We start from the raw sequence: 13,417 nt of genomic DNA, 5'->3' as shown, positions 1-13,417 counted from the left end.
TAAAAAAAGCTCCTTAAAATTTTTAAGGAGCTTTTTTATTATTTGTAGTTTCAAAAGAATTTTCAATCTGAAAAAATACTAATTGCAGTCAAGAATGTACTTTTTTGTCTAGAAGAAACAGGCAATATTTCTCCGTTTTTTAGCTTTACCCAACCATTTCTATTCATTCCATATGATTGTACAAAGTTTAAATTCACAGCATGCGACCTGTGTATTTTAATAAAAAATGAAGGTAATTTATCATAAAATGATTTTAGAGTTCCATGCAATAAAAAGTTTCGATTATCAGTAAGATGTATTCGTGTAAAACCTTCTTCGCTTGTCCAATGTAAAATTTCAGAATAACTTAAAAGGAGTTTCTGCTTATTTATTTTTTGAACTAAAATTTTACCAGAAACTTCTTCAATGTTAGCATCTGTATATAGCTTTCTTAGCATGTACTTTTCTTTTACCTTTTTCTTTGCCTTTTCAACTGATTCGATAAGTTCTTTAAGAATTATAGGTTTTAAAAGATAATCACTCACTCCATGTTTTACCGCGTTAATTCCATATTTGGAATATCCAGTTAAAAAAATAGTAACAAAATCATTCACGTCAAAAGCTTCTATAACGTCAAAAGCTTTTCCGTCTTTGAGCTCTACGTCTAAGAATACTAATTCTGGTTTTTTGGTATGTATTAATGATATTGCTTCTGCAACAGTATTACTGGTTCCTACAATTCGCAAGTCTTTGCAATATGTAGAAAGCAAACTAACAATGAAGTTTTGAATTTCAATTTCGTCCTCTATAACGATTACATCTATCATATTTAAGTGTTTAGTGGTAACAACAAACGAATGATTGTGCCTTTTCCTAGTTCGCTTTCAATATGAAAAGCTACTTCTTTATTGTTGAAATTTTCTCGAATTAAGCCAATGCGATCTTTTACGATGCCAAGTCCCATGGATTTGCTAGAATTTGATAAATGTTTTAAATGAAATCCATTACCATTATCTTTTATTGTGACTTCAAAAATATCGTTGATATGCTGATGTTTTTGAATTGATATTTCAATGAGCTTATTTTCATCTGCGCCTCGAAATCCATGCTTAATAGCGTTCTCTAATAATGGCTGAATAAGCAATGGAGGAACTTGTAATGAACTTTTAGATAATTCTGAATCAACAGTAATGATATATTCAAATAACGCTTTAAATCGCTTTTTTTCGAGTTCTAAATAATTTTCAATAAACTGTATTTCTTCTTCAAGTGATATGTTTTCGAGTTTTGAATATTCTAAGCTTTTTCGCATCAACCTAGAAAATTCGCCTATATACATGTTAGCTTCTAGCTTTTCTCCTTTGTATATTAATCCTTGAATCGCGGTAAGTGAGTTGAACATAAAATGTGGATTCATCTGGTTTCTGAGTGTTGTTAGCTCTGATTTACGAAGTCTGTTTTCGTTTTCTAATTTTTTCTGCCAATTCTTTTTATAGCGTAATATCACTAGAAAAATAACAATAAAAGCACTACATACTGTGAACACTTTAAACCAAATACGCTCTAAAAAATGTGGTTCTATTTTAAAAACAATTTGTTGTGTATTACTCCACTGACTATTATCGCTTCTGCATTGTACTTTAAATGTATATTCTCCGTGATTTAAATCGAGAAAACTGACTTTTCTTTCATTAGTTTCAACCCAAGATTTATCATTTATTTTATATCTGTAAAATCCCTTTTTAGGTTTATTATGTGAAATTCCTGTATAATGAATAGTCACATCATTTTCATTAGGTTGAAGCGTAATGTGTTTTTTGTGTGAAGACTGTTTGGTATTTGTCTCTATAAAATCAATTTTTAATGATGGAATGATAGGTTTTGTATACAATTTATCTGGCTGAAAATGACAAAGTCCTTTATCGGTAGCTAACCAAATTTCATCATCCCAAAAAGTAATGTCATTAATATAATTTGAGATAAGCCCATCTTTTATTGTAGATAATTCAATATATTCAATAACAGGAGTTTCCTTATTAAATCGATATTTAACTTTAAGAAGTCCTTTATTAGAGCCAAGCCACAACGTAGAATCGTTTTGTTTAAAAACAGCATGAAGCACTTTATTCTTTAACTTTTCATGTTTAAAAATATGCTCTTGTGCATCTTTTTTATATACCAATCCGAATTTAGGTGTTGCGAGCCAAATACCATTGTTATCTGTTTTTACATCATTTACTCTAAAATCTTCAATTCCTTGGACAGAAACTAAATTTGGTGTCGTTTTTTCATAATCAGGAGTCCATTTAAAAAGTCCTTCTGACGTAGCGATCCATATATTTTCTTTATGATCTGTGGTTACTGATAATGTGCGAAATCCGTATTTTAGTTGAGCAGTTCTTTTTCCATTCGCGCTAAGATCAAATCCTGTAGAGTTGAATACAAGAAATTTTTTATTTTTTAGCAGCAATGAGTTGAAAGCTTCTTTGTAATTATGTATTGATGTATTGGTATTCTTTGTTTTTGCATTCAAAAAATAACTAGATACAACCGTATAATCAATCTGTCTTTTTAATTGATTTTTAGTTAGTAAAAAATGCATGCCTTTCTCACTCATAGCGAGTAAGCCATCGTCAACTATTTTTAACTTATAAAAAGTTTCTCCATCGATCCAATCTTTTGGTTGGTACTTTTTGATAGCAAAATTTGGAACATGAAAAATACCGTTATCTGTAGAGGTTACCCAAAGAGAGCCATTTTTTGATTTAGAAATAGAGGTAACTCCTATTCCTTTAAAATGTATACTGGGTTCTATAGTTAGACTTCTATTTTCAAAACTAAAAACACCTGCTTTTGTTGTAACCCATTCATTTTTATTTTCATCAACATACAAGCCAATGATGTCGGTATTCATATTTCTAAAAGCCTTGAATTTATTTTCAGTATCCCATTGAAAATGTATTTGATTCAAATATGGAATATTATTTTTTTTCATTAAATCATTGATTGCTTTTTTATTTTTAGCAATGTTAATTCTCCTTTTTATAATTTGATCGGTTTGCGGGATGTTGTTGAGAAAACTAATAATTTCCTCGCCATGTATTGTTGTTGTACCATCACAAATATTGATGGAATATACTGGGAATATGATTCTCCAATTGTGTGATGTAATATGCTGAAAATATATGGTGTTGTTGTGGAATCCGATGAAGTCAAACCAGCTTCCTTTGCTAGCACGTAAATCTTTTAATGTATCATTGAAAGCAAACGGTTCAAAAGAATTTCCATTCCAGTAACTTAGCGAACCGTCGAGTCCATTTACACAAAAAGTATCATCATTCATGGGTTGAAAACTGAAATTTACAAGATTGGCTAATCCGTCTTTAGTGTCATAACTTTTAAACTCATACCCATCGTATTTTACAATTCCTCTATCAGTAGCAAGCCATATATTTCCGTATATATCTTCATGCAAGTCGTAAATCTCAGAACTCGGCAAACCATCATCGGTATCAAATTGATACGATTTAAAACCAAAATTCTGCGCTATTGATAAAAAAGACGCTAGCAAAATTGTTAAAAACGCGATAAGATATTGTTGTGATTTATACATAGATGATTGCAAAAAATCGAGTTTTAAACTCGTTCCTTTCTTACAAAGCAACTTAAATATAATAAGCTAAACAAGTATTTATGAGCTAAATAACGCATACTACACTGAAAACAGAAAAATAGTCACGCTTAATTTTTAATCGTATCATTTTTCTATTTTTTGAGATTTTATTTTGAAGATTTGAGAGAATTTAAAAACACATATTATGAAAACATTAGCACAATTTGAAAGTTACCAAATAGAAAACACAGAATCTATTTTAGGAGGTACAGATTTTATCGTTGAAGATGCAGTAGGTATCTAGTTTACTCGATAATCGAGATTTAAATGCTTCGACGCTTGCGTCGAAGTAGTTTATTGTAAACGAATTTTGATTTGTAATTAGGTATTAATTTTTAATCATTTTTATTATGAAAAAAGTAATTATAGCAGTATTTACGGTTTTTCTACTTTCTTGTCAAAGTGACACTGTTGATTCATTTGACGATAAAGAAATAGAGAACTCATTAGAGCAAAGAGATGGATCAACTCCAAAAATGGACATATTCAGTATGTGCGATTTTGAAATATCAGCTATAGGCTGTTCAGGAAAAGATCCACAAATGAAAATTTGTCTAGGAGATTCCTTTTGTTTTACAACATCCGAATTAAGTACAAGTATTTCAGGGAATACAGCGATTCCAGGATTGGAGGAATTTAGGAATAGTTTGTATAACAGAATGTGTTTTAAAGTTACCATTGAAAATCAATCACGATGTGGGAACGTAATAGAAATTTTATCATACAATAAAAGTGAAGACGTGTTTTATATTCAGCAATTTAATATAAATGCATTTGAACCTTTTGAATTTTATTACTGTGTTCCTAATTGTGAAGTTCTTTTCCCGTAAATGCACATTAAAACATTTATTAACATTAAACTATACATTATGAAAAAAAGAAAAGTAAAAAGCTTAAGCTTAAACAAGAGTAAGGTTTCCAATTTTGAGGTAGTAACAGGTGGAAGACCAACGACTTCATTTTATTTTTCGGAGTGTTATTACAATTGTGACCCATCAAAAGTTTCCTTTTGTGTAAGTTGTGGTCCTGGATGTAATCCTACAAATTCTCTAGCTTGTTAAGCTTTTTTAAAGTTTGATATAAGAAGACAGGATTGTATATAATCCTGTCTTTTTTGTTGTGCTGACGTAATTTAGCTTACAATAGCTTTCCTAAAATTCCCCAACCATTTGCTTTGTCAATAACAACACAATGAATGGTGTTTTCCCCTTTTTTTAACTTCAGTTGGAGCATATTTGCGTTTATATCTACATGACCTTGGTATTGGTTTCCTTTGGATCGAAAGGCGTTATTTCCATAAAAAACGGCTTCTCCATTTATATATACAATAATTTTATCACTATAATCAAAAGAGAAACGCTGTGTTCTTTCGGTTGTGGAGTTGATCGTAGTTTTAACAACAGTATATACTTCTTTATTGGCTTCAAAATTACCTGAAGATGGTTTCTCAACATATTTAGAAATAGGAAGTAATCCTGAAGCTTCTGTGTGTACTGTACGATATTTTTTATGACTAATTTGATCAAAAGTAATAGCATTTTCAGTATACGGAAATGCTTCTGTAAGTTTCCACGTTTTAATAATATTTGGGTTGGAAACAGTTGCTTTGTGCGTGCTACTTTCTGAATGACTACTATTTTTATGTGTAATCTTAAAATTAGAGAATCGATTTGTAAACAAAGCGAAGAGACCAACAGATCCTTCTATTCGATCAGTTTTTAAATGATCTACGGTAAGTACCTTTTCATCATTCACAAATACTGTTGCTGTTGTTTTTGCAACTTCAATTCGCAATCGATTCCAACCTGCATTTTTGAACATTACATTTGCTTGATATTCTTTATACAATTGCCATGCAAGTTCATGTTTAAAAGTAGGCGTATATTGCACAGCATCTGGCTGTTGCGATTTATGAAGTCGCATGTACACTTCTTCCATTGTTCCTTCTTTTTCTCTAAAAATAATTCCTGCAAAACTCCTCGCTGTTTTTGCATATACATCAACTTCTAGAGTTCCACTAGAAAAATTGAGATCATTTACTGTTATTTTTCCATTTAATAACATGGTGTTTCGCCCATCAAATGATTCAAATTTGACGGAAGCTTTTGCAGGAGCATTCCAAGCTGATGTTTCCATAGGAATACTTTTGCTTTCGAGCTGTGCAAAGGCAAATTGAACGGAACATAGAATAAAGAACTGTAAGTATTTTAAAACTTTCATTTGTATCGATTTTAAATTTTATACAAAATTCAATCTTTACAAAAATATAGATGCTATCACTTTAGTTCAAATTTCTATCATTTTGGTAATTATTCCTAAATGTAGTAGGAGTTATACCTTCTAGACGATTGAAAAAACGTGTCAAATTATTAGCTTCACTAAAGTTAAGATCAATAGCAATTTCAGTAATGGTTTTATCTGAATATAACAACTCCATTTTTATTTCTTGCAACAATCGTAAGTGAATCGTAGTTCTTGGAGTATGCCCCATGAATTTTTTGGTAATGCTATTTAATTGCTGGCGTGAAATGTTTAAAAGTGTGCAGTATTCATCAACAGTATGCATGTTGCGAATGTGTAACTCTAAAGCTTCTTTAAATTTATAGACAATTGAATTCCCTTGTGTTTCGGAAGAAAGATTGTATTGTTTTGAATACAGTCTGTTTACTTTAATTAAGAAAAAATATAATAAAGATCGAATAATGTGTGTGCTATCATTTTGGAAATTTTGTATTTCGGAAGTCATTTCGCTCAGCGTAGACCTTATTAACTCATATTCAACAGCAGAAACATGCAAACACTGTGGATATTGTGCGTTGTAAAAGTATTGCATTCTGTATACGAGTAGTTTATCTTCAAAAAAATCGGATAAAAAAGTATTTTGAAATACTAAATGAAACCCTTTTATATTTTTGGTGTCGATCACACATTTTTTCTTTTGATAAGGAGAAATGAAAAACAACATTTTGTTGTCAACTTTTATAGTATGTCCGCCTAATTCAATTTCGCCAGTAGCTTCTTCAAAAATAAAAACCTCAAAAAAATTAGTAATGTGAATGTTAGATTCAAAGTAGACAGCGTTATTTTCTTCAAACTTGTGTAGATCCATCAAAAGTTCAAAGCCATACTTTTCTTTTTCAAAGAGAAATGTTCGCATGCTGCAAAGCTATAGTTTTGTTTGTAAAGAAAAAAAGTACTTCTTTATAGTTTTGGGGTTACTTAAGAAGTACTTTTTCTTTATATAATCGCTGAGGTTTGCTCAGAAATTGAATTTTTCTATCGTTTGTAATATGCTACAATACTAGCTTTTGCTAATGTATTATTGTTTAAATAGTAACCGACTATAGCAGCGTTGGTATCTTTGTTTAAACCTAATGAATCTGTACTTAAAGCATATACAGTAATAATATATTGATGCAATCCGTGACCTTCTGGTGGACAAGGTCCGCCATAACCAGCAATTCCATAATCTGTAATACTTTGAATGCTTCCTTTTGGAGCTAAATTCAAGGAAATATTTCCTGCATTGGTTACTAATTCGTTAGCGTTTGCTGGAATGTCAAACACAAGCCAATGCCACCATCCACTGCCCGTTGGCGCATCTGGATCGTACATAGTTACCGCAAAACTTTTAGTCCCTTTAGGCGCATTTGCCCACGATAGTTGAGGTGATTCGTTATTTCCTGTACAACCAAAACCACTAAATTCTTGCGTTTTGGTAGCTTGTCCTCCTAAATCTTTGCTTGTTAAAGTAAATGTGTTTTGACTGAAAGCTGTTGTCGTAATCAATATGAACAACAGTAAAAGGCTGTTTGTATTCTTCATAATTGTATGTTTTTTTAATTATGATACAAAACTACATGAGGAAAGAATAGTAAGAAAAACCTATAGGTTCAAAAAGTAGTGATAAAAGTTCAATTTGATGTTTGATACTGTTTTGGAGTGACACCAAATTTTGTCTTAAACGCATGTACAAAGTTGGATAAGTTTTCATAACCAATCTCTTCAAAAATATCAGAAGGTCGTTTGGCTTCGTTCTTTAATAGAAAAGCTGCATGCTCTAATCGTTGTTGACTGAACCATTTAATCGGCGATTGTTGAAAGTGTTTTTCAAATTCTCGTTTGAAAGAGGAAACGCTCATGTTTGATAAAAAAGCGAGTTCTTTTAATGTTAATTTATGTAACTTATTACTTTCTACCACATTGATAAAGTGACTCGTTTGATCGTCTTTTGCGCTGATTAAAAACAATAAAAAATCAGTGCCTTTTGTTTCTACCAAATACAGCAAAATTTCTTCTAACTTTACCTGTAATAATTTCTGTTGTAACTTCAGCGGAAGCTGATGAATGCCTTCTAAACTTTTTACAAATGATTTAATAAAATCGTCGTATTCACAAGCTTTAGCGGCTGTTGTTGTAGCAATATGTTTGTTGGTAATTTGATACTTTTCAAGGAATTGAAACAGTACTTCATCCGAAAAAAACAATAAAATACTCTTATAAAAATTATTCGTTTCAGATAAGTTTTCTGTCATTAAACAATGCCCAGATTTCATAATGAGAAACGCATCATTTTTGATGGAAATTGGTTCGTGGCTTGAAGAAATTGTTTTAAAACCTTCTTGTAAAAAACTAAAAGTGTTTTTGGTAAGATCGATTTTATTGTTGAACTGAGACGTTGTCGATTCGTAATTAAACAACTGAATCGGACTGTTAGTTTCAGCGGTTAAATAATCGGGCAACGTAAATATATTCATCTGTGTTGGTTTTCTATCCATACAAAAATACAACCTTCATATTATTTTTTAGCATAGAATGAAAACTATTGCAAACCTTTAATTATATTGAAGCCAAATTGAATTGACGCACATGAACTTGAGCTATTGGGAATATAAAACGTGGTTGACAAATGTCGATTTTACGATTGTGGGAAGCGGTATTGTAGGATTAAATTGTGCCTTGCAACTCCGAAAACAATATCCGACAGCAAAAATTATTATCCTAGAAAGAGGAATATTACCCTTAGGCGCGAGTACAAAAAATGCCGGATTTGCTTGTTTTGGAAGCCTTTCAGAGATTTTGGATGATTTACACACGCATTCTGAAGAAGAAGTGCTAAACCTTGTAAAACGACGTTGTGAAGGCTTACAGTTATTGAGATCAACTTTAGGAGATACTGCAATAGATTATCAGCAATTAGGCGGTTATGAATTGTTTACGAAAGAAGATACAACACTGTATGAAACATGTTTGACAAGAAAAGAAGAAATCAATCAATTATTGAAGCCAATTTTTAAAGATGCTGTTTTTCGAGAAACTTCGAATACATTTAATTTTAACGATATTCAAGAACAGTATATTTTCAATCAGTTTGAAGGACAGATTGATACTGGAAAAATGATGAAAGAATTGCTTGAGAAAGCTTTGGCAAGTAATATTCAGGTTTTGAATTCTATTTTGGTACAGCATTTTGTAGAAAGTGGAAATTTGGTTCATATAGAAACAAATCATATTAACTTTCACACGAAAAAATTATTGATAGCTACCAACGGATTTGCCGCTCAGTTATTAGATGAAAATGTAAAACCTGCAAGAGCGCAAGTATTGATTACAAAGCCAATTCCTAATTTACATATTAAAGGAACGTTTCACCTCGATAAAGGATATTATTATTTTAGAAATATTGACAATCGTATTTTATTTGGTGGCGGACGAAATTTAGATTTTGAAGGCGAAGAGACAACTGAATTATCACAAACAGCATTAATTCAAGAAAAGCTTGAAACCTTATTACAAGATACCATTTTACCCAATACATCTTTTGAAATAGAACATCGCTGGAGCGGAATTATGGGTGTTGGATCGCAGAAAAAAGCCATTGTAAAACCATTGTCAAATCATGTGTTTTGTGGTGTTCGCTTAGGCGGAATGGGCGTTGCCATAGGAAGTTTGGTAGGAAAAGAATTAGCAGAGTTAACATGAGTGTAAAGGAACAATTATATACAGCGTGTTTAGATATTGTGAATGCGCGACAAGCAACGATTCAAAGTACATTTACTGGAATTCAAGAAGCCATGTTGTCTGAAACAAAAAGTTCGGCAGGCGACAAGCATGAAACAGGTCGCGCCATGCTACAACTAGAACGCGAAAAATTGGGAAATCAACTAGCGGAGATTCAAAAAGTAAAAGAAATACTTTTTAAAGTAGATGCTTCTTCAACAGTTTCGCAAGGTTGTTTGGGAAGTGTTGTGTATACTTCACAAGCTAATTATTTCGTTTCTGTAAGTGTTGGTGAGATTACGACAAACAATTCTACATTTTATGCAATTGCCACAAATACGCCCATAGGAAAGCTGTTGCTTGGTAAAAAAGTAGGAGATACAGTTACGTTTAGAAATCAATCGTTTGTGATTGAGAAGATTGTTTAGACTCGCTATCGTTTCTGGTATATTAGAATGTTAGATCGCTTCGCTTTTAGAATTATCCGAAACGTCATTGCGAGGAAGCATGACGAAGTAATTTGCTTCTTTTTTTGTAAAGATGTTTCACGTCAAGCTGAACTTGATTCAGCTTCACAGAACAGTGAGAAATGTGTATGTGAGATTCCGTGTCAAGCATGGAATGACGTGTAAAAACGAAAACTACAGTACTAAATAAAAAACTCCAACACTTTTCAGCATTGGAGTTTTTATATGATTTTAAATATATCTTATTATCGTTTGATAAATTTCTGAGTATGTACTTTTCCGTTAGATTCTAAACGTAAGATATAATTACCTTGACGTAAATTTGAAACATCGATTGAATGTTCTTTTAACTTTAAGTTCATTACACGCTTTCCTTCAATATTAAAGATTGTTGCAACCTTTCCAACTAAATTCACAGGACTATTAATTGTCATGATTTTTCCAACTGGATTCGGGTGAATAGCAATATTTTCTAAAGTTTCATCTTCAACACTTAAAGTTTGTCCTTCAACTATTACATGGTGAGTATTGATGTCAGGATCTTGTATATTATCAACTACTCCAGAAGGCCAGTAAATAACAATATTTATAACAGAATCATCTGTTCCTAAACCAAAATGTGTGTTTAAAGAACTCATATAGCGGAAACCTTCTCCACTACGAACATCACGAATTTGAACTCCTGAAGCAGTATATACTTCAATTCGTGCTCCAATTCCGTTAATGTTACTAGGAACTCCTGTGGTTGTAATTTTTAACCAATTGTTACTGTTTGCATTATTTGTATATAATGTAGTTCCAGCAATAGCGTCAATAAATCCATCATTGTTAAAATCTCCAAAAGAACCATTAGTTGCAGAAATTACATTGTCGTATACTGTAAATGTCATATCTCCATTTCCAAACAAGATACTTCCGTTAGAAGCAATATCTAAGTTTCCATCGTTATCAAAATCGTATGTAACATTTTCAATTCCCGTATTGGTTAAAGCTGGTAGTATTCCAGAAGCAGCAGTAACGTCTGTAAACGTGCTGTTTCCGTTATTTCTCATAAGCTTGTGAGTTCCGTTTGCTGTAGAACTTGCTCCTACAAACACATCCATATCTCCGTCATTATCAAAATCTCCCCAAGCAGAAGACCAAGTTTGTACAGGATCTGCTAAGTTTAATGCTGAAGCTACTTCTGTGAAACTTCCTGTTCCGTCATTTTCGTGCATTTCATTAATATTGATTGTAGAAGATCCACCACGACATTTTGCAATGAACATGTCCATATCTCTATCATTATCATAGTCAATCCATATAGAACCATAATTTCCTCCACCAGCAATATCTCCAAGTCCACCTTGGTTAAAAGTTAGGTTTCCATTTCCATCATTTAGGTAATATACATTCGGATCTACATCATGACATACAAAGGCATCTAAGTTTCCGTCTTGATCTAAATCGACGAAGTTAGAACGTTGTGAGAATACATATTCTGATCCAGAAATTTCAGTAAATCCTGTTCCCGTTGCATTAGCTCTCATGAATGTTACACCATTTCCTCCACCGTATAATAAATCTGTAAATCCGTTTCTATCATAATCGGCAGCAGCCAAACTCCAAGAAGGTGAATTGTCTGCATTCGTTGTGGTAATATTAGTCGCTGTTGGACTTAGTCCTCCGCCAGCTTGTTGGTAAAAGATATTTACGTTTGTAGCGCTAATAGAAACAACATCGTCTAAAAAGTCACCATTCATATCAACAGCAGCTCTTTGTGAGCCAGCTGTATTTACAGTAGATGTTGTAAAGTCTGCTGGTGGTGGTGGAGCAAGTGTTGAGAACGTTAATGGTCCGCCCCAAATACTTGAATCAGATCCACACATAGCACGAACATATACTTCATAAGTTGTTCCAGCGTCTAACATTGTTAAATTTACATTTGTAACACTTACTGGAGTTCCAGCACCCGAAGGAATTCCAGTTCCAGCTGGTTGTACTACATATTCCCATGCAGTTTCTCCGCTATTTGCTGTCCAGTTTACAGTTGCAGAGTTTTGCGTAATTGCAGAAGCTACTATACTTGAAGGAGCAATACAAAATGACCCACAAGTTTCTACACGTACTAAATCAATTGACATATCTCCTGAAAAACCAGTTCCAGTTCCAGTATGGCTAAATTCTACATAAATAACTTGCCCTAAATAAGCATCTAAGTTGATCCCTACAGGAACCCAAGATTGAGCTCCACTTGTTTGTAATTCTCCATTTAATGTAAATAGATTTGTAAAAGGTCCAGTAGCAGATGTACCAACATTTACGTTTAGTGTTCCCATATCTTCTCCGTACGCGTGCAAGTAAAATGACAGTTCAGCGCCATCTGTTGCAGAAGATAAATCTATGGCAGGACTCACAGCAGAAGCTGTTGCTGTTGTGTTTCCAGAAGCTTCATAATTCATAAAGTTTGATCCGCTAAATGCATTATTTGGTCCTGTATTGGCTGAGGTAACTCCATCAGGAATTTCCCAAGAACCATTTCCAGCATTTAAATCTCCTGTCCATCCAGAAGGAACATCAAATTCTTCTGTGAAAATAAATGAAGATGCTCCTGATCCACAAGTTACACCAACAGGTGCAGGAGGTGGACAGTTAGCTTGTGTTAATGCAGTACTGTTTATATTACAGTTTGAATCTTGATCGTTTTGAGTAGAGATAATAATATCTGTTCCATTCGCAAAAGGTCCAAATTGAACTGTCCCAGCAGCAGATAATGATTGATTTGTACTTCCTTGGTTGTCTGAAATTGTGAGTGATGTTGCGCTTCCTAAATCAGAAACATTTACATCTACTAAAAATCCACCACTAGTATCACAGTCATTTACAACTGCATAGGTAACTGATGGATTGGTACATGTTGAACAGCTTACATCAAAATCCCAGTGTACATAACCATTATCAGTACAATTTACAGTGGTATCTGAATTTACCATTACGGTAATAGTATCTCCATTTGATGCAAATGTTAACCCAGTTAAGTCTCCATTATTTCCGTAACCATTATATAGTTGAGTACCATCTGTATCTAAAACAATGAGTTGATCCCAATTATTTTCTGTTTGTCCAGCGTTGAATACTACTTGTAAGTTTGATCCGTCTGAGCTTACAAAAACAAAGCTAGTTGTATCGTTATTTGTATAACAATACGTCGTGTTTACAGCGCCTGCAGAGCAATTGACTGTAGTTTGTGCAGCTGCAAAAAAACAAGCTGCAAAAAAGCATATTAATAAGGTAATTTTTTTCATAGGTTGGTTGGTTT

11 protein-coding genes are annotated in these 13,417 nt (G+C 32.8%); 4 read left to right on the top strand and 7 right to left on the bottom strand.

What is annotated here, in order from left to right; all coding sequences use genetic code 11:
* Positions 1-62: 62 nt before the first annotated feature.
* Both ACOQOS_RS14300 and ACOQOS_RS14295 read right to left on the bottom strand, forming a co-directional pair.
* Positions 63-806 carry a LytR/AlgR family response regulator transcription factor gene (locus ACOQOS_RS14300; protein WP_420571146.1) on the bottom strand — a complete coding sequence of 248 codons (744 nt, stop codon included), beginning with the start codon at positions 804-806 and terminating at the stop codon, positions 63-65.
* 2 nt (positions 807-808) lie between these two features.
* Positions 809-3,604: a histidine kinase gene (locus tag ACOQOS_RS14295; RefSeq protein WP_420571145.1), complete on the bottom strand. Its 2,796-nt coding sequence runs from the start codon at positions 3,602-3,604 to the stop codon at positions 809-811.
* A 398-nt stretch (positions 3,605-4,002) separates the two neighbouring features.
* Between ACOQOS_RS14295 and ACOQOS_RS14290 the strand changes: the two genes are divergently transcribed.
* Together ACOQOS_RS14290 and ACOQOS_RS14285 are read left to right on the top strand one after the other, a co-directional pair.
* Positions 4,003-4,482, top strand: a complete 480-nt coding sequence (locus ACOQOS_RS14290; RefSeq protein ID WP_420571144.1) for a hypothetical protein — start codon at positions 4,003-4,005, stop codon at positions 4,480-4,482.
* Positions 4,483-4,521: 39 nt separating this feature from the next.
* Positions 4,522-4,713 (top strand): hypothetical protein, encoded by a 192-nt coding sequence (locus tag ACOQOS_RS14285; protein WP_420571143.1) that lies wholly within the window; start codon positions 4,522-4,524, stop codon positions 4,711-4,713.
* Between the two features lie 76 nt (positions 4,714-4,789).
* Here the strand turns inward: ACOQOS_RS14285 and ACOQOS_RS14280 are convergent, their stop codons facing one another.
* The 4 genes from ACOQOS_RS14280 to ACOQOS_RS14265 form a co-directional block, all read right to left on the bottom strand.
* Positions 4,790-5,872 carry a family 16 glycoside hydrolase gene (locus ACOQOS_RS14280; RefSeq protein ID WP_420571142.1) on the bottom strand — a complete coding sequence of 361 codons (1,083 nt, stop codon included), beginning with the start codon at positions 5,870-5,872 and terminating at the stop codon, positions 4,790-4,792.
* A 61-nt stretch (positions 5,873-5,933) separates the two neighbouring features.
* Positions 5,934-6,809 carry a helix-turn-helix domain-containing protein gene (locus ACOQOS_RS14275; RefSeq protein ID WP_420571141.1) on the bottom strand — a complete coding sequence of 292 codons (876 nt, stop codon included), beginning with the start codon at positions 6,807-6,809 and terminating at the stop codon, positions 5,934-5,936.
* 119 nt (positions 6,810-6,928) lie between these two features.
* Entirely contained in the window at positions 6,929-7,477 is a 549-nt protein-coding gene (locus tag ACOQOS_RS14270) for a YbhB/YbcL family Raf kinase inhibitor-like protein (protein ID WP_420571140.1), read from the bottom strand.
* Positions 7,478-7,566: 89 nt separating this feature from the next.
* On the bottom strand, positions 7,567-8,409 hold the full coding sequence (locus ACOQOS_RS14265; RefSeq protein WP_420571139.1) for a helix-turn-helix transcriptional regulator: 843 nt from the start codon (positions 8,407-8,409) through the stop codon (positions 7,567-7,569).
* Between the two features lie 112 nt (positions 8,410-8,521).
* Between ACOQOS_RS14265 and ACOQOS_RS14260 the strand changes: the two genes are divergently transcribed.
* Both ACOQOS_RS14260 and ACOQOS_RS14255 read left to right on the top strand, forming a co-directional pair.
* The gene (locus tag ACOQOS_RS14260) at positions 8,522-9,634 is read left to right on the top strand and encodes an NAD(P)/FAD-dependent oxidoreductase (RefSeq protein ID WP_420571138.1); all 1,113 of its coding nucleotides are present in this window, start codon (positions 8,522-8,524) and stop codon (positions 9,632-9,634) included.
* Entirely contained in the window at positions 9,631-10,080 is a 450-nt protein-coding gene (locus ACOQOS_RS14255; RefSeq protein ID WP_420571137.1) for a 3-oxoacyl-ACP synthase, read from the top strand. The genes ACOQOS_RS14260 and ACOQOS_RS14255 overlap by 4 nt, the downstream gene beginning before the upstream one ends.
* Before the next feature lie 284 nt (positions 10,081-10,364).
* Here the strand turns inward: ACOQOS_RS14255 and ACOQOS_RS14250 are convergent, their stop codons facing one another.
* Positions 10,365-13,403 (bottom strand): FG-GAP-like repeat-containing protein, encoded by a 3,039-nt coding sequence (locus ACOQOS_RS14250; protein WP_420571136.1) that lies wholly within the window; start codon positions 13,401-13,403, stop codon positions 10,365-10,367.
* Between the last annotated feature and the right edge of the window lie 14 nt (positions 13,404-13,417).

Source organism: Kordia sp., from assembly GCF_965224175.1.
Taxonomy (GTDB): Bacteria; Bacteroidota; Bacteroidia; order Flavobacteriales; family Flavobacteriaceae; genus Kordia.
The sequence above is the reverse complement of the archived record's forward strand: the minus strand, read 5'-3'. Positions and strand labels throughout refer to the sequence as shown.